Here is a 16,768-nt window from a genome sequence, read left to right on the forward strand (position 1 = left end):
TGCTCGGCAAGAGTCACCGCGGGTTGCCGATACAGGTGATCGTCAAAGCCGACCTCAACGATCTGATCCGCGAAGCCGGGTTCGCCACCACCGCCACCGGCACCCTGATCCCCATCCCCGATCTAATCGACATGGCCGCCGACGCCCAATCCTGGCTGGCGGTGTTCAAAGACGCCACCGCCGTCCCGCTCTACTTCGGCCGCGGCAAACGCCTGGCCACCCGCGAACAGCGACTGGTGTCCTTCGCCCGACCCGACGGCGAGGCCTGCTCCACACCCGACTGCGACCTATCCGCCGCACACGTGGAAATGCACCACGCGCAACTGGATTGGGGTCTCGGTGGCCTCACCGACATCACCGACCTGACCCCGCATGCCCGAAACACAACCGCATGGTCGGCGATCAACCCGGACAATACACCACCCGCATGGTGCGGGAAGGACCCGATGAGGGCCGCTGCGTCTGGCGGCTCAACGCCGAACCCGGCGCACCCCCGAATCCCGAACGCATCAACCGGCGACCCGACCTACCCCGACGGTTCGCCGAGCACCTTGAACAGGTGCGCACCGAAATCCACGGACCCACAACGGCGTCCGGCGATCAGCCGCGCCTGCACCTGCGCCAGATCATCGACCTACGCAACGCCTCCGACGCCGAAGCCACCCTCGCCTCGATAATGCTCGCCGCCGCATACCCGCGCGCCTGAGAATCACGCTCGGGAAGAAATGGTGGACCGCCTTCGAAGATCACGTGCGATTCTGGAGCAAGCATGACCACGGACACCCCGCACGACGTCGAGGACTTCTTCGCAGGCTCGCCGGAGGGCCTGTCGATCCATGGCGCGGTCGAGGAAGCCATCCGTGATCTGGGAGACGACATCGCTGTCCGAGTCACCAAGAGCCAGATAGCTTTCCGACGCCGGACCGGCTTCGCCTACGTGTGGCGCCCCGGCATGTACGTGCGATCCGATGTGCCGGCGGTGTTGTCGATCGCCCTTCGGCACCGCGTCGACTCTGCTCGTTTCAAGGAGGTCGCGCACCCGTCACCGCACGTGTGGATGCATCATCTGGAGATGCGTGCCAGGGCGGACGTGGACGCGGAGGTCCGCCGGTGGCTCGGCGAGGCCTACGACGCCGCGGGCTGACCGTCGATCAGACCTGCGGCGCGGGGACGTCCAGCCCGAGGTCGAGCACCGTGACCGAATGCGTCAGTGCACCGACGGCGAGGTAGTCGACGCCGGTACGGGCATAGTCCTCGGCGACGTCGAGGGTCAGGCCGCCGGAGCTCTCCAGCTTGGTATGCGGCGAACGAGTGTTGCGTCGCTGCACGGCCATCTGGGTTTCCCACGGCTCGAAGTTGTCGAGAAGCACCAGCTGCGGTTCGAGGGGAAGGACCTCGTCGAGCTGGGCGAGCGAGTCGACCTCGACCTCTACGGGCAGACCCGGAGCCGCCGCACGAACGGCTTCCAACGCAGCCGCGACCGAACCGGCGGCGACGACGTGGTTGTCCTTGATCAGGGCGGCATCGCCGAGACCCATCCGGTGGTTGACTCCGCCACCGGCGCGCACCGCGTACTTCTGCAGCAGACGCAGACCTGGCAGCGTCTTACGCGAGTCACGGATCTGAGCGGACGTACCGGAGACCGCATCGACCCACGCCCGGGTCGCAGTCGCGATCCCGGACAGGTGGCAGATGAGGTTCAGCGCAGTGCGTTCGGCCGTCAGCAGAGCGGCCGTCGGAGCGTGGACGCGCAGGACGGTGTCGCCGGGTTGGACGACACTGCCGTCGGCGACAACGTCCGTCACCTCGAAATTGCCCTCGCCGATGACCTCGTCGAACACCGCGATCACCACCGGAACGCCGGCGATGACGCCATGTGCACGACTGACGATCGCGGCGTCGACGACGGAGCCGGCCGGGACGGTCGACGCGGTCGTGATGTCCGGTCCGTACCGCAGGTCCTCGTCGAGCGCGGTCCTGATCAGCGCACGGATCTCGTCGTCGACAACCAGTTCCAGCGCGCCGCCGGCCGACGCCTGACCGATGAAACCGTCACTCACCGCAGAGCTTCCGGTCACTCGCCCGAACCCGGGTTACCGATCGCGATCATCCGCTCGACGCTCTTCCGGGCCTTCTCCGCGACGTCGGTGTCGACGAACACCTCGTCGCGACCCTCACGCAGGCACCGCAGCAGCGCAGCCGGCGTGATCATCTTCATGTAGGGGCACGACGCGCGGTCGTTCACCGCCTGGAAGTCGACCCCGGGCGCGGCCTTGCGCAGCTGGTGCAGCATGCCGACCTCGGTGGCGACGAGAACCTGCTTGGCGCCGGTCTCGCGAGCAGCGTCGAGCATGCCGCCGGTCGACAGGATCTTGACTCGATCCTCGGGCACGGCACCCTCACCCGCCAGGTAGAGAGCCGAGGTCGCACAACCGCATTCGGGGTGGATGAAAAGGTCGGCATCGGGGTGCGACGCGGCCTGATCGGCCAGCTCGTCACCGTTGATGCCGGCGTGCACGTGGCACTCACCCGCCCAGATGTGGATGTTGTCGCGGCCGGTCTCACGCTTGACGTGCGCACCGAGGAACTGGTCCGGAAGGAACAGGACGTCGCGATCGGGGTCGATCGACGCGACGACGTCGACGGCGTTCGACGAGGTGCAGCAGATGTCGGTCAGACCCTTCACCTCGGCGGTGGTGTTCACGTAGGACACCACGACCGCATCGGGGAACTCGGCCTTCCAGGCGCGCAGTTCGTCGGCGGTGATCGAGTCGGCCAGCGAGCAACCGGCGCGCTCGTCCGGGATGAGGACGCGTTTCTCGGGGCTGAGGATCTTGGCGGTCTCCGCCATGAAGTGGACGCCGCAGAAGATGATCTCGTCGGAGTCGACCTCGGCCGCAATACGCGACAGGGCGAGAGAGTCACCGACGTGGTCGGCGACATCCTGGATGGCGGGAAGCTGATAGTTGTGCGCGAGCAGGGTCGCGTTGCGGGCACGTGCGAGGCGTCGGACCTCGTCCGCCCACTCCTGAGTCGGCTCCACACCGGCGTAGCCACCCGGTGCGTCGAACCATTCGGCATCGAGGAGCCCGGCTGCTGGCGCGGTCACGGCCGCCGGGCGATCACTGGTGATGCTCATTGCCACTCCTCTGGCTGTCCCGGGGGGCGTCTACGACCCCGGGTCATCGGGTCCCCGGAGCACGGGCCGTGTGTCCGAGGCATGGTTTTCGACTCATGGTCGAAAACACTATGCATCGTAACATTCACCACACCGGGTTCATTCCCGTCACCCTCGCGGCAGATCACGCACCCTCAGGCGCACATCAGGGCATCGAGGTAGCGTTCGGCGATCCGCGACTGCACCACTCGCCCGATCGGGCCGCCGATCCGCGTGAACCAACGACCTGGCCGGGAGAAGGCGACGACGTGCGCGATCACGGAATCGTCCGGAAGTCGCTGAACCCAGAACCGCTCCTCCCCGATCTCGGGATGCCCCGACAAGGTGCCGTACGCGAAGCCGCGTTCGGTCCCCGCATCGCTCGAGACCGAGTCGATCACCTCGATGACCCGGCACGCGGCGGAGATGCCCACCGGACCCAGCCCCAGACGCATCGTCACCACCGAGCCGACCGCGGCACGCGGGGTCGAGGCATCGACGCCCACTCCGGCACGACGATGCATGTCCCAGTTCAGGATTCGTCGCGCGGCCAGGTCGAAACATCCCTCGCCGGCACCGATCACACGCGAGCGGCGCAGATGGTGATAGCCCGCCGGTAGCTCTCCGGCGGTCGCACCGACCTCCTCGTAGGTGAGGTCCGACGGGTGCGGGGTCACCCGGCGCGCACCACCGCGGAGTCGAGGCCGGCGTCGCCGAGGACGGTGTCGGTGAACACCAGGGCCAGGTCGTCGAGGGAGGTGTTCAGCGACCGCGCGAGTGCAGCGATCGTGGCGAACGCGGGAGTCGGCATCCGGCCCGTCTCGATCTTGCGCAACGTCTCCGGAGAGATTCCGGCGCTGACGGCGACCTCACCGAGGGACCGGTCGGCGCGGAGTTCGCGCAGTCGTGCGCCCAGACGGCGGCCGGCGGCGATCTGTTCCGGGGTCAACGGGTTGCGGACCATGCACAGAGCCTAGCGGATCCGGTATACATATACCGATTGCTGGTATTTCTATACCAGTCCACTCATCCGATCGCGAAGGGAACGAGAATGGTCGAGCTGAAGTCGCCATCCGAGATAAGCGCCATGGGGGTGACCGGTGCGTTCATCGCGGACCTGCTCGCCGACCTCGCCGAACGAGCCGATGTCGGCGTCAACCTGCTCGAGCTCGAGCATCGCGCCCGTGACCTCATCGCCGAACGCGGCGCGCAGTCCTGCTACTGGGACTATTCCCCGTCCTTCGGCCGCGGCCCCTTCCGCAACGTCATCTGCCTCTCCGTGAACGACGCCGTGCTGCACGGGCTGCCCCACGACTACGTCCTGGCCGACGGCGATCTGCTGTCCATGGACATCGCGGTCTCGATCGACGGTTGGGTGGCCGACTCGGCCCGCAGCGTCATCGTCGGCACGCCCCGCCCCGAGGACCGGCGACTCGTACAGGCAACCGAGGAAGCGTTGGAAGCAGCCATCGACGCCGCCCGGCCCGACGCCCGGCTCGGCGACATCTCCGCGGCGATCGGGGCCGTCGCCAAGTCGTACGGATACCGCGTCAACACCGAGTTCGGCGGCCACGGACTCGGCCGCACGATGCACGAGGACCCGCATGTCGCGAACATCGGCAAGGCCGGTCGCGGAATGAAACTGCAGCCCGGGTTGACGCTGGCGCTCGAGCCCTGGTTCACGCTCGGCTCCGAGCGGGTCAAGTTCGACGCCGACGGCTGGACGATCCGATCGTTCGACGGCTCTCGCGGCGCGCACAGCGAACACACCATCGCGATCACCGACGGCGCGGCGCGCGTGTTGACGTCTCCGAATGGGCGGTCGCCGGGCGTCTGACCCATACAATCGACGCCATGCCAGCCGCCGGGTCCGACCCCTCCAGCTCCGACGGCCCAGAAGTGGTCAACGGCCCCGAAGCGTTCAGTGGCCCCGAAGCGTTCAGTGGCCCCGAAGCGTTCAGTGGCTCCGGCGTTCTGCGGGTCGAGGTCCTCAGCGTCGTCTTCCAGGTCCGCACTCCGCCCTCTGCCGACGGCTCCGACGTCCGCCCCGCGCTCTGCGTCCTGCTCTCTCGGGCCGGTACCGACGCCGAGCCCGGCCGGTGGTCTCTTCCGGGCGGCGACGTCGCCGGTGACGAGAAGCTGTCGGTCGTCGCTCGACGCCTCGTCGCCGACAAGATGGACGTCCGCGACATCGCTCACCTCGAACAGCTGTCGGTCTTCTCCGATCCCGGACGCGTTCCCGGCATCCGCACGATCGCCTCGACGTACATGGGCCTCGTCCGCTCGGACAGCCCGGTGACCCTTCCCGACGGCGCGGCCTGGTTCGACGTGGACGCACTGCCCCCGGTGGCCTTCGACCACGCCGAGATCATCGACACCGCCCGGCACCGGCTGGCCGCCAAGCTCTCCTACACCAACATCGCCTTCGCGCTGGCACCGAAGCAGTTCCCGATGTCGGAGCTGTCGGAGATCTATTGCGCCGCACTCGGCTACGCGGTGGACACGACCAACCTGCTACGCATCCTGAGTCGACGCGCCGTGGTGGTGTCGACCGGCACCGTCGGCAAGACCGGGCGATCCGGCGGGCGGCCGCCGGCGCTCTATGCCTTCGCCGACAACGAGTTACGCGTCACGGATGAGTTCGCGACACTGCGTCCACCGATGTGACCTCGGACCCTGACGGATCGTCACCGGCACGGTGATCGACGTCGAGATCGCCGACGCCGAGGTCCGCCGTGCGTGAGGACAACACGCAGACCAGGTAGACCATCGCGAAGGCGAACGGCGCGCAGATGAGCAGGGTCCAGGGTGCGCTGTGTCCGGCGCGCGTACCGCCGTCGAGCCAGAGTTCGGGCAGCACGCGGTACACCGATTCGAGCGGGAGCCCGGCGATGTCGTCGTCGAATCGCAGGCCGGCCAACCACATTCCGACCTGCGCACCGATCGCGGACCCGGCCACCGTACCGAGCGCGGGGACGAGGAATCCGGTGACGCCGCGCCACGGCCGCGCCGCCGCCCATGCGACGAGTGCGGCGATGCCACCGTAGGCGAACATGATCAGCGCGAAGGCGCCGACAGCGTCGAATCCAGTCGGGATGTCCTCACGGGTCAGGCCCTTGACGACGACGCCGGTCGTGGGCGGTGTCACCAGCGCCCAGATCGCGCCGGCGACCGCGCCGAGCACGATCACCGCCGCGGTCGCGGTGAGCAGTGTCGCGACCGGCCGGGCGACATGCCGCCCGGACGCCGGACCGCTCACCGACGACCCAGTTCGGCCGAGTCGACCGTCCCGTGGCGGGAGCACCTGGCGCTCCAGCCGTCGGGTCGGACCTGCACGACCATGCGGCGCCCGCACTGCCCGCAGAAGCGCGGAGGTTCAAGCCCCAGACGCGCGGCCGGCGGGATGGCGTCGGGTGCCTGCAGTTCCAGTTCGAGGCCCGTGTACACGCCGTACCTGCACGGTTCGGCGAGCGGCCCCGGGACGGTGTCGATCATGAGAGAACACGCTACCGATCGTGGCGAGGATGTAGGAGAGGACCAGCGTCGATCGCGTCCCTCAGATGGTGTCGTTGAGTGACTTGATCGGCATCGACAGGTCGCTGAGCAGGTCGAGGTCGTCCTCCGCGGGCCGGCCGAGCGTCGTCAGGTAGTTGCCGACGATGACCGCGTTGATGCCGCCGAGGATGCCCTGCTTGGCGCCGAGGTCGCCCAGGGTGATCTCGCGGCCGCCGGCGAAACGCAGGATCGTGCGCGGCAGAGCGAGGCGGAAGGCCGCCACCGACTTCAGCGCCTCGGACGCGGGCAGCACGTCGAGGTCACCGAAGGGCGTACCCGGACGCGGGTTGAGGAAGTTCAGCGGGACTTCGTCGGGCTCGAGTGCGGCCAGGTCGGCGGCGAATTCGGCGCGCTGCTCGAGGCTCTCACCCATGCCGAGGATGCCGCCGCAGCACACCTCCATGCCGGCCTCGCGGACCATGCGCAGCGTGTCCCAGCGCTCCTCCCACGTGTGGGTGGTGACGACGTTCGGGAAGTGGCTGCGCGCCGTCTCGAGGTTGTGGTTGTAGCGGTGCACGCCCATGTCGCGGAGCTGGTCGACCTGCTCCTGGGTGAGCATGCCGAGGCTGCAGGCGATCTGGATGTCGACCTCGTTGCGGATGGCCTCGATGCCGGCGGCGACCTGGCTCAGCAGACGCTTGTCGGGTCCGCGGACGGCGGCGACGATGCAGAACTCGGTGGCACCGGTCTTGGCGGTCTGCTTGGCGGCCTCCACCAGCGACGGGATGTCGATCCAGGCACTGCGCACCGGCGAGGCGAACAGACCCGACTGCGAACAGAAATGGCAGTCCTCGGGGCAGCCACCGGTCTTCAGCGAGATGATGCCCTCGACCTCGACCTCCGGTCCGCACCAGCGCATGCGGACGTCGTGGGCCAACTGCAGCAACTCGGTCAACCGGTCGTCGTCCAGGCGCAGCACCGCCAGGACCTGGTCGCGGTCGAGCGGTTCACCGCGCTCGAGCACCTGCTCGCGGGCGATGGCGAGGATGTCGTCGGACGTCTGTGCGTCGCGGGCGGTGTCGACGGTTGCCTGTGTCACGGGCTGAACTCCTTGTACTGGAACTGATTGGGCGGGCTGGAAAAAACGGTCTATGAGGTCCCGGCGAGCGATGCCGGATGGTTGGTGAGGGAGCCGGCGAGCCAGTCGGGGTCGAACCAGGTCGGCGCGGTCCGGCGGAACCGGGCGGGATCGAGGGCGGCGGCACCCGCGGGCAGCACGCCGATCACCGGGACGCCGGTGATCCGCGGCAGGTCGGATCGGTTGCAGCGCATGGCGAGGTCGGGGTCCGGCGGCCACCACCCGATGACGAGTCCGGCGGGCCGGAGGCCTCGAGCGCGCACGGCGTTCACGGTCAGCTCGGCATGGTTGAGCGCACCGAGGCCCGGTGCGACGACGATGACGACGCCGTCGTTCGTCCCGGGTGCCAGTGTCGCTGCGGCGACGTCGAGGATCGTAGCGGACTCCCCCAGTCGCACCAGCACACCGCCGGCGCCTTCGACGAGGGTCAGGTCATGCTTGGCCGCGAGGTCGTCGACCGCCCGCACGATGACGTCAGGATCGGCGAGCGGCATCCCCGCGCGTCGCGCCGCGGTGTCCGGGGCGAGCGGTTCGGGATAGCGGTAGGACTCGACCGTGGTCACCTCACCCGCAAGACGCGCGACTTCGGCGAGATCGCCGGGTTCGCCTGGTGCGACGCCGGTTTGGACGGGTTTGCAGACGGCGACGGCGCTGTTCGCACAAACGGCGGCGGCGAGGGCCGCCGTCGCGACCGTCTTGCCGACGTCGGTCGAGGTGCCGGTGACGGCGAGAACGCGTCCGCGTTCCGGTGATGGTGTCGTCGCGCTCATCGTGCACCCACCTCACGCAGTGCGGCGTCGACGACCTCGGCGACGTGGTCGAGGGTCGCGGCATCGAGGTCGGCGCGCACGGTGATGCGCAGCCGGGAGGTGCCCGGCGGGACCGATGGCGGGCGAAAACACCCGACGAGCACTCCGCGGTCACGGCAGGCCGCAGCCGCGTCGACGGCGCGTTGCGGGTCGCCGACGATGATCGAGATCACCGCTGCGGCGGGTTCCTCGGCGCCGCATGCGCGGGCCAGGCGACGGGCGTTGCCGCGCAATCGGTCCGGTAGCGCGGGATCGGAACGCAGGACACGCAGTGCGGCCCGAGCCGCGCCGACCGCCGCCGGATTCAGTCCGGTGTCGAAGATGAACGGACGCGCACAGTCGATCAGGTGTGACCGTAGGATCTCCGGCCCGAGGACCACTCCGCCCTGCGATCCGAACGACTTGGACAGCACGGTGGTGACCACGAGGTCCGGCGCGCCGGAAAGTCCTTGTTCGGCAACGAGTCCACGCCCGCCGGGACCACGGACGCCGACGGCATGGGCCTCGTCGACGAGCAGCACCGCACCGTGCGCGCGAGCAGCCGCATACAGATCGGCGACGGGGGCCGGTTCGCCGTCGATGCTGTACACCGAGTCGGTGACGACGAGTGCGCGTTCCTCGGTGCGTTCGGCGAGGGCGGCCCGCACGCCCTCATGATCCCCACGATCCACCACGACGACCCGTGCCCGTGACAGCCGGCACCCGTCGATCAGCGACGCATGCGAACCGGTGTCACTCACGATGAGATCGCCGGAGTCATCCGGCCCGCTCGCTCTGCTCCCGGCGCCGCGCCCAGCGAGTGCGGTGACCGCGCCGACATTGGCCAGATAGCCGGAGGAAAAGACAAGTGCGGCAGGGAAACCGAGGAAGTCGGCGAGTTCCGTCTCGAGGTCGACGTGCGCCTGCGTGGTGCCGACGACCAGCCTCGACGCCGTCGATCCGCCACCCCACTGCGCGGCCGCGGCCCGCGCGCCGGCGACGACGTCGGGGTGCGTCGACAGACCGAGGTAGTCGTTGGAGCCGAGATTGATCGCGTCGGCACCGACTCGGCGGACGTGCGGCTCGCGATGCAGTCCGGCGGCGGCGCGGTCGCGTGCGGCCCCGGCAAGCCAGGCGAGTCCGACCTCGCCCGAAGCCACCCCACCCGAGGCGATGTCGTCGGCCTGGCCGGTCGTGGGCTGTCCCGAGGTGATGGTCATGACCGTGCTCCCACGAGTTCGGTGGTCGTCGAGTTCTCGTCGCCGAGGGTCGCCCGCACCGCGGCCGAGATACCGCGAACGATCGTCGAGATGTCGTCGGGCGTGGAGATGAACGGCGGCATCGTGTAGACGAGGTTGCGGAAGGGCCGCAGCCACGCACCGGCGTCGACGGCGGCCGCGGTGGCCGCGGACATGTCGACGGGACGGTCGAGTTCGACGACCCCGATCGCGCCGTGGATCCGCACGTCGACGACGCCGTCGAGCTCCTGCAGTGGCGCCAGGCCGTCGGAGAGACCTCTCTCGATCTCCGCCACGCGTTCGGCCCAGGGCGTCTCCAGCAACAACTCGATGGCGGCGACCGCCACCGCGCAGGCGAGCGGGTTGGCCATGAAGGTCGGGCCGTGGGCGAGTCCGCCGGCCTCCCCCGCACTGATGACCTCGGCGAGGTGTGAGGTGCAGAGTGTGGCGGCAAGCGTCATGTACCCGCCCGTCAGCGCCTTGCCGACGCACATGATGTCGGGGGCGACGTCCGCGGCGTCGGCGGCGAAGAGCGTCCCGGTCCGACCGAAACCGGTGGCGATCTCGTCGAAGATCAGCAGGACGCCGTGGCGGTCGCAGATGTCGCGCAGGGCGGACAGATATGCCGGGTCGTGGAAGCGCATGCCGCCGGCGCCCTGGACGACCGGTTCGACGATGACGGCGGCGAGCTCGTCGCGGTGCTCGCGGATCGAGGCCTCCAGCGTGGCGACGTACTCGGGTCGATACTCGGCGGGCGGAGCGTCGACGAAAACCTGCCGCGTGAGGACCGCCGACCACATCGAGTGCATGCCGCCCTCGGGGTCGCAGACGCTCATCGGGGTGAAGGTGTCGCCGTGGTAACCACCACGCCAGGTCAGCAGGCGTGTGCGCTGCGACTGGCCGCGGCTGCGCCAGTACTGCAGCGCCATCTTCACCGCGACCTCCACCGAGACCGAGCCCGAGTCGCAGAAGAACACCTTCTGCAGCGGTTCGGGGGTGAGTTCGACGAGGAGTTGTGCGAGCCGGGCGGCGGGTTCGTGGGTGAGCCCACCGAACATCACGTGCGACATCCGTCCCATCTGAACCGCGGCCGCGGCATCGAGGCGCGGGTGCCGGTAGCCGTGGATCGCCGCCCACCAGGAACTCATGCCGTCGACGACGGAGCGCCCGTCGGCGAGTTCGAGGTGAACTCCCGACGCCGACGACACCACCAGGGGGTCGGTCGTCGCGGGCAACGCCCCGTAGGGATGCCAGATGTGCTCCGCGTCGACACGGCTGATCTCGCCCTGGTCCACGGCGCGCTCCTCCTTCTTCAACCCCGGGGATCACCTGGACACCGTCCAGGATTCCTGAACACCGTACAGGGAGGCCTGGACGGTGTACAGGCGGCTCGCGCGGGCCGGCGTCGAACCGGTGACTACGCTGACCGCGTGAGCAACAGCCGGACCGACGTCCTCCGCGCTGCCCGCGACATCCTGCGCGAGCACAGCCTGGCCGACCTGTCGATGCGCCGGCTCGCCACCGAGCTCGGAGTGCGTCCCAACGCCCTGTACTGGCATTTCCCCAACAAACAGACCCTGTTGGCCGCACTTGCCGACGACATCCTGGGTGCCGTCTCGATTCCGGCCACCGACCTGGCGTGGGACGAGCGGCTACGTCTGCTCGCCACCGGGATGCGTGCCGCCCTGCTCGATGTGCCCGACAGTGCCGAGGTCGTGTCGTCGAGCTGGGCGAGCGGCCTGTCCACGAAGGCGATCACCGCCGACATCGTCTCGGCCGGACATGCCGGCGGGTTGTCGCTCCGCGACGCGGAGGCCGTCAGCACTGCCGTCTGTCAGCTCGTCATCGGTCTGACCATCGAGGAACAGACCCGCGCGCAGATGGAACGCCTCGGCGTCACCGGACCGTCGGGCCGGGACTTCGACGGCGAATTCGTGGACGGGCTGACGATCATCCTCGACGGGGCACGCACCCGTGCGCGTCGGTGAGATCCCCCGACCCGTGACCGAGTCCACCGACCGTCCCGGGCGGTGCGAATCGAGAAATCACAGGTTCGACGGGTAGATTGCTACGCGGCCGAACCGCCCGTCCCCGACCCGAAAGACTTCCCTGTGGCATCGACGACCCGAGTAGTGGCGCCGGAGTCGGCCCCCTCGACGCCGACGACCCCTGCCTACCGCACCGACCTCGACGGTCTGCGCGGTATCGCGATCACCCTCGTGGCCTGTTTTCACGTGTGGTTCGGCAAGGTCTCCGGCGGCGTCGACGTCTTCCTCACCCTGTCGGGGTACTTCTTCCTCGGTTCACTACTGCGACATGCGATCTACGTCCAGAAGCCGAACGTCACCTTCCGCGACACCCTCAACCCGTGGCCGCGACTGAAGCGACTGCTGAAGCGCCTACTGCCCGCGCTGGTCACCGTGCTCCTGGCCGTCACCGTCCTCACCGTCGTGGTCCTGCCGCAGACGCGCTGGGCCAACATCGGGCAGGAGGTCGTCGCGAGCGCGCTGTACTACCAGAACTGGTATCTCGCGTTGAATTCGCAGGACTACCTGGCCGCGAGTTCGGCGAACAGCCCGCTGCAGCACATCTGGTCGATGTCGATGCAGGGACAGTTCTTCGTTCTGACCCTGCTCGTCGCGCTGGCCTTCGCCGGGTTCCTGAAAGTCGCCGCCCGGTTCGCGCGTCCGTTCGCCGACTCTCGCGTCATCAAGTTCCTCGTCGGCGCCGCGGTGTTCGTGGTCGCGCTGGGGTCGTTCTACTGGGCACATCGTGGGATGGCCATCAACCAGCCGTACAACTACTACTCCACGATCTCGCGGCTCTGGGAGCCGCTCGCCGGCGGCCTTCTGGCGATCTGGCTGCCGAGTTTGCGGGTGCCGAACTGGGTGCGCAACGCCGCGACCGTCGTGGCCCTGGCACTGATCATCACCTGCGGCTTCTGGATCGACGGCGTCGACGAGTACCCGGGTCCGATGGCGCTGGTCCCGGTCGGCGCGACACTGCTCATCATCTGGGCCGGCGCGACCGCGCTGCAGAAGCCGGCGCGAGGCGGTCACGCGGCGCCGGACACGATGCCCGCGGTCAACCGGATACTGGCGAGCACCTGGCCGGTGTGGCTGGGAACCATCGCCTACTCGCTGTACCTGTGGCACTGGCCGTTCCTGATCTTCTATCTCACCTGGCGTGACAAGAACCACGCGAACTTCCTCGAGGGCGTCGGGATTCTCGGGTTCTCGATCGGTGTGGCCTGGCTCACGAAACGCTACATCGAGGACCCGCTCCGCGGCGGTGACCGGTCGGCCCTCACTCGAGGCACCCGCGACGGCCGGTCGCGCTGGCTCTCCTACACGTCGGTGGTGACCTCGATCCTGCTGCTCGGCACCGTCGTGGCCGGCGTCGGTATTAAGCTGTGGGAGAACCACGTCGACAACATCGTCGTCGACACCAAGAATCTCGACCCGCGGTCGTACCCGGGTGCGCGCGCACTGCTCGACGGGTGGCCCGTCCCCGCGCTCGACCCGCAGCCGTCGGCCCTGGAGGTGATCCAGGACTTCCCGGAGACCTCGACCGACGGGTACATGAGCGACTTCACCGACAACGAGATCCACGTCGGCGTCTACGGCGACCCGAATGCGACCCGCACGATCGCTCTGGCCGGCGGTTCCCACGCGGAGATGTGGATCTCCGCGCTCGACACCCTCGGCAAGCGCAACGGGTTCAAGGTCAAGACCTATCTGAAGATGGGTTGCCCGCTGTCGACCAACAAGATCCCCAAGCAGCGCGGCGTCCCCTATCCCGAGTGCTACGACTGGGGCCAGCGGGTCATCGACCGGGTGATCTCCGAGAAACCCGACGCCGTCTTCACCAATTCGACGCGTCCGCGCGACTACCAGCCCGGCGACTGGATGCCGCCGGACTACTCCCCGATCTTCGATCGCTTCCTCGACGCCGGCATCCCGGTGCTCGGCATGCGGGACACCCCGTGGCCGAAGAACGGCAAGGGCACCATCGACACCCCGATCTGCCTCGCCGACGGCGGCGACGCGGAGAGCTGTGGTTCGCGGCGCGCTGCCGTCCTCGCTCCAGAGGACCCGGCGCGCGAACTCGCCGCCACCCGCCGAGACTTCCACCCGCTGGACATGTCGAACGGCATCTGCACCGACGACTTCTGCCCGGCGATCGTCGGCAACATCACCGTGTACAAGGATCCCCATCACCTCTCGGCGACGTATGTCCGGAGTCTCACCGACGAACTCGGCCGGCAGATGGAGGCCCAACTGCCGTGGACCGGCCCACTGGTTCCATGACCTGTGTCTTCCGCATCGCGGTCCACCCGCGGACACGCGAACGGTGGACGTGACCGCTTTGCCCGATGATGCCCTGTCCGAGATGACCGCCTGACGCAACACGACTAGTGTCGACCCATGACGTCGTCTCCGAAGGTGGGCACTACCGCTTCGCCAACCACGGGTGAACACCCGGACCCGAGCACGACCGACACCCCGCCGGTCCCCATGCCGGAGGATCCGGTTCAGGCCGACGCGCTCGTCGAACCCGAACCCGCGCCGATCCCCGTCTGGCCGGGCACCCCGTTCCCGCTCGGCGCGACCTACGACGGTGCGGGGACGAACTTCTCGTTGTTCTCCGAGGTCGCCGAAGCCGTCGAGCTGTGCCTCATCGACCGCGAGGGCAAAGAACGGCGCATCCGCCTCGAAGAGGTCGACGGCTATTGTTGGCACTGCTATCTGCCGAATGTGGTGCCCGGACAGTTCTACGGTTTCCGCGTCTACGGCCCCTATGATCCCGCCCGCGGCCTGAGGTGTGACCCGAGCAAACTCCTTCTCGACCCGTACGGCAAGGCTTTTCACGGCGACTTCGACGGCGACGCCTCGCTCTTCTCCTATCCCCTGCCGACGCACGACGACACGGAGGAGTCGCCCGAGGCGTCGGACGCGGACGCCGCCGGAGCCGATGACACCGGAGCCGATGACACCGACACCGGGGACACCGGAGCAGAGGATTCGGGGGCCGAGGATTCGGGAACGGAGGATTCCGGCGCTGAGGATTCCGGCGCTGAGGATTCCGGCGCTGAGGATTCCGACGCTGAGGATTCCGGCGCCGACGGCGCACCGGCCCCAGAAGCGACTGTGCTGGAACCACTTCCGGAGAACCAGCCCGCGCCCGAGAACCCGATGCCCGCGCTCGACTCGCTGGGACACACGATGGTCTCGGTGGTCATCAACCCGTACTTCGACTGGCAGAACGACCGGTCGCCCAACCGGCCCTACCACCAGACGGTCATCTACGAGGCCCACGTCAAGGGTATGACCGCCACCCATCCCGGGGTGCCCGAGCATCTGCGCGGCACCTACGCCGGTCTCTGCCACCCGGTGATCATCGACCACCTGAAGTCGTTGGGTGTCACCGCGATCGAACTGATGCCGGTCCACCAGTTCATGCAGGACTTCGTCCTCCGCGACAAGGGACTGCGAAACTACTGGGGGTACAACACCTTCGGGTTCCTGGCACCGCACATCGAGTACTCCTCGACGCCCGACCAGCCCGCGAGTGCGGTGACCGAGTTCAAGGCGATGGTACGGGAGTTCCACAACGCGGACATTGAGGTCATCCTCGACGTGGTCTACAACCACACCGCCGAGGGCAACCACCTCGGCCCGACGATCAGCTTCCGCGGCATCGACAACGCGGCCTACTACCGACTCGTCGACGACGACCCCGAGATGTACATGGACTACACGGGGACCGGGAACAGCCTCAACGGACGGCATCCGCACACGCTGCAGCTCATCATGGACTCCCTGCGCTACTGGATCCTGGAGATGCACGTCGACGGTTTCCGCTTCGACCTCGCCTCCACGCTGGCCCGCGAACTCCACGACGTCGACCGTCTGTCGGCGTTCTTCGATCTGGTGCAACAGGATCCGGTGGTGAGCCAGGTCAAGCTGATCGCCGAACCGTGGGACATCGGCGAAGGCGGCTATCAGGTCGGCAACTTCCCGCCGTTGTGGACCGAATGGAACGGGAAGTACCGCGACACCGTCCGCGACTACTGGCGCGGGGAGCCGTCCACGCTGGGCGAGTTCGCGTCCCGGCTCACCGGGTCGTCGGATCTCTACGAGGCGACCGGCCGACGACCGCTGGCGAGCATCAACTTCGTGATCGCCCACGACGGCTTCACGCTGCGCGACCTGGTGTCGTACAACGAGAAACACAACATGGCCAACGGCGAGGACAACCGCGACGGCGAAAGCCACAACCGGTCCTGGAACTGCGGCGTCGAGGGTCCGACCGACGACCCCGAGATCAACGCGCTGCGCGCCCGGCAGCAGCGCAACATCCTGGCGACCCTGTTCTTGTCGCAGGGCACACCGATGCTGGCCCACGGCGACGAGATCGGCCGCACCCAGCAGGGCAACAACAACGTGTACTGCCAGGACTCCGAATTGTCCTGGGTGGACTGGTCACTCGCCGAGGAGAACGCCGACCTGCTGGAGTTCACCCGCAAGGCCATCGCCCTGCGCACCGCACATCCGGTGTTCCGTCGACGCCGATTCTTCGGCGGCAAGCCGATCCGGTGGGGCGACCAGGCCCTCGACATCGCATGGCTCACCCCCGCCGGCGTGGAGATGACCAGTGCGGACTGGGACAGCGGATTCGGGAAGAGTCTCGCGGTGTTCCTCAACGGCAAGGGACTCGGCGAGAAGGACGAACGGGGCGAGTGGGTCGTCGACGACTCGTTCTTCATCTGCTTCAACGCCCACTACGAGCCCATCGACTTCCACCTCCCGCCGGAGCAGTACGGGCTCGAATGGTCCGGCGAACTCGACACCACCCACCCGACCGGCGACTCGGATCTGACTGCGGCGTCCGGTGATTCGGTGACGGTCGGCGGCCGGTCCGTGCTCGTCCTGCGGAAGACGTCCTGACA

The 16,768-nt window shown here is 68.2% G+C and carries 16 protein-coding genes and 1 pseudogene; 7 read left to right on the forward strand and 10 right to left on the reverse strand.

Annotated features, from left to right (window positions below; genetic code table 11):
- Together NWF34_RS05165 and NWF34_RS05170 are read left to right on the forward strand one after the other, a co-directional pair.
- A pseudogene (locus NWF34_RS05165) lies at positions 1-706 on the forward strand (DUF222 domain-containing protein); the annotation flags it as partial.
- Positions 707-769: 63 nt separating this feature from the next.
- The gene (locus NWF34_RS05170) at positions 770-1,144 is read left to right on the forward strand and encodes a DUF5655 domain-containing protein (RefSeq protein ID WP_024500327.1); all 375 of its coding nucleotides are present in this window, start codon (positions 770-772) and stop codon (positions 1,142-1,144) included.
- A gap of 7 nt (positions 1,145-1,151) precedes the next feature.
- On the opposite strand, the gene nadC is transcribed toward NWF34_RS05170, so the two are convergent.
- From nadC to NWF34_RS05190, 4 genes are all read right to left on the reverse strand, one after another.
- Complete coding sequence (nadC, locus tag NWF34_RS05175) at positions 1,152-2,060, reverse strand: carboxylating nicotinate-nucleotide diphosphorylase (RefSeq protein WP_024500328.1); 909 nt, start codon at positions 2,058-2,060, stop codon at positions 1,152-1,154.
- Positions 2,061-2,074: 14 nt separating this feature from the next.
- The gene (nadA, locus tag NWF34_RS05180) at positions 2,075-3,139 is read right to left on the reverse strand and encodes a quinolinate synthase NadA (RefSeq protein WP_024500329.1); all 1,065 of its coding nucleotides are present in this window, start codon (positions 3,137-3,139) and stop codon (positions 2,075-2,077) included.
- A 173-nt stretch (positions 3,140-3,312) separates the two neighbouring features.
- Complete coding sequence (locus NWF34_RS05185; RefSeq protein ID WP_258324359.1) at positions 3,313-3,834, reverse strand: DUF1990 family protein; 522 nt, start codon at positions 3,832-3,834, stop codon at positions 3,313-3,315.
- Positions 3,831-4,121 (reverse strand): helix-turn-helix domain-containing protein, encoded by a 291-nt coding sequence (locus tag NWF34_RS05190; RefSeq protein ID WP_006438561.1) that lies wholly within the window; start codon positions 4,119-4,121, stop codon positions 3,831-3,833. The genes NWF34_RS05185 and NWF34_RS05190 overlap by 4 nt, the downstream gene beginning before the upstream one ends.
- A gap of 87 nt (positions 4,122-4,208) precedes the next feature.
- Between NWF34_RS05190 and map the strand changes: the two genes are divergently transcribed.
- A complete protein-coding gene (map, locus tag NWF34_RS05195) occupies positions 4,209-4,994 on the forward strand; it encodes a type I methionyl aminopeptidase (protein ID WP_006438560.1) in 786 nt (261 codons plus the stop codon).
- Positions 4,995-5,011: 17 nt separating this feature from the next.
- On the forward strand, positions 5,012-5,824 hold the full coding sequence (locus tag NWF34_RS05200) for an NUDIX domain-containing protein (RefSeq protein ID WP_024500333.1): 813 nt from the start codon (positions 5,012-5,014) through the stop codon (positions 5,822-5,824).
- On the opposite strand, the gene NWF34_RS05205 is transcribed toward NWF34_RS05200, so the two are convergent.
- The 6 genes from NWF34_RS05205 to NWF34_RS05230 form a co-directional block, all read right to left on the reverse strand.
- Positions 5,787-6,416 (reverse strand): DUF2567 domain-containing protein, encoded by a 630-nt coding sequence (locus NWF34_RS05205; protein ID WP_024500334.1) that lies wholly within the window; start codon positions 6,414-6,416, stop codon positions 5,787-5,789. The genes NWF34_RS05200 and NWF34_RS05205 overlap by 38 nt on opposite strands.
- On the reverse strand, positions 6,413-6,652 hold the full coding sequence (locus tag NWF34_RS05210; protein WP_006438557.1) for a hypothetical protein: 240 nt from the start codon (positions 6,650-6,652) through the stop codon (positions 6,413-6,415). Before NWF34_RS05210 ends, NWF34_RS05205 begins: the two co-directional genes overlap by 4 nt.
- 61 nt (positions 6,653-6,713) lie before the next feature.
- Positions 6,714-7,751: a biotin synthase BioB gene (bioB, locus tag NWF34_RS05215; protein ID WP_024500335.1), complete on the reverse strand. Its 1,038-nt coding sequence runs from the start codon at positions 7,749-7,751 to the stop codon at positions 6,714-6,716.
- Between the two features lie 50 nt (positions 7,752-7,801).
- Complete coding sequence (gene bioD / locus NWF34_RS05220; protein ID WP_024500336.1) at positions 7,802-8,560, reverse strand: dethiobiotin synthase; 759 nt, start codon at positions 8,558-8,560, stop codon at positions 7,802-7,804.
- Complete coding sequence (locus tag NWF34_RS05225) at positions 8,557-9,798, reverse strand: 8-amino-7-oxononanoate synthase (RefSeq protein WP_024500337.1); 1,242 nt, start codon at positions 9,796-9,798, stop codon at positions 8,557-8,559. The genes bioD and NWF34_RS05225 overlap by 4 nt, the downstream gene beginning before the upstream one ends.
- Entirely contained in the window at positions 9,795-11,111 is a 1,317-nt protein-coding gene (locus NWF34_RS05230; RefSeq protein ID WP_024500338.1) for an adenosylmethionine--8-amino-7-oxononanoate transaminase, read from the reverse strand. Before NWF34_RS05230 ends, NWF34_RS05225 begins: the two co-directional genes overlap by 4 nt.
- A 135-nt stretch (positions 11,112-11,246) precedes the next feature.
- On the opposite strand from NWF34_RS05230, the gene NWF34_RS05235 reads away from it, so the two are divergent.
- The 3 genes from NWF34_RS05235 (at position 11,247) to glgX (ending at position 16,766) form a co-directional block, all read left to right on the forward strand.
- Positions 11,247-11,804 carry a TetR family transcriptional regulator gene (locus NWF34_RS05235; RefSeq protein WP_006438552.1) on the forward strand — a complete coding sequence of 186 codons (558 nt, stop codon included), beginning with the start codon at positions 11,247-11,249 and terminating at the stop codon, positions 11,802-11,804.
- Positions 11,805-11,948: 144 nt separating this feature from the next.
- A complete protein-coding gene (locus tag NWF34_RS05240) occupies positions 11,949-14,126 on the forward strand; it encodes an acyltransferase family protein (protein WP_024500339.1) in 2,178 nt (725 codons plus the stop codon).
- Positions 14,127-14,243: 117 nt separating this feature from the next.
- Entirely contained in the window at positions 14,244-16,766 is a 2,523-nt protein-coding gene (gene glgX / locus NWF34_RS05245; RefSeq protein ID WP_375295624.1) for a glycogen debranching protein GlgX, read from the forward strand.
- The last annotated feature ends 2 nt before the right edge of the window (positions 16,767-16,768 follow it).

Origin of the sequence: Gordonia sp. GONU (genome assembly GCF_024733855.1) — a bacterium.
Taxonomy (GTDB): Bacteria; Actinomycetota; Actinomycetes; order Mycobacteriales; family Mycobacteriaceae; genus Gordonia; species Gordonia amicalis.

Coding starts and splice junctions, on each gene's coding strand:
- bioD (WP_024500336.1), bottom strand. CDS start 8,560: ATGAGCGCGACGACACCATCACCGGAACGCGGACGCGTTCTCGCCGTC.
- glgX (WP_375295624.1), top strand. CDS start 14,244: ATGACGTCGTCTCCGAAGGTGGGCACTACCGCTTCGCCAACCACGGGT.
- map (WP_006438560.1), top strand. CDS start 4,209: ATGGTCGAGCTGAAGTCGCCATCCGAGATAAGCGCCATGGGGGTGACC.
- NWF34_RS05170 (WP_024500327.1), top strand. CDS start 770: ATGACCACGGACACCCCGCACGACGTCGAGGACTTCTTCGCAGGCTCG.
- NWF34_RS05190 (WP_006438561.1), bottom strand. CDS start 4,121: ATGGTCCGCAACCCGTTGACCCCGGAACAGATCGCCGCCGGCCGCCGT.
- NWF34_RS05210 (WP_006438557.1), bottom strand. CDS start 6,652: ATGATCGACACCGTCCCGGGGCCGCTCGCCGAACCGTGCAGGTACGGC.
- NWF34_RS05200 (WP_024500333.1), top strand. CDS start 5,012: ATGCCAGCCGCCGGGTCCGACCCCTCCAGCTCCGACGGCCCAGAAGTG.
- nadA (WP_024500329.1), bottom strand. CDS start 3,139: ATGAGCATCACCAGTGATCGCCCGGCGGCCGTGACCGCGCCAGCAGCC.
- NWF34_RS05225 (WP_024500337.1), bottom strand. CDS start 9,798: ATGACCATCACCTCGGGACAGCCCACGACCGGCCAGGCCGACGACATC.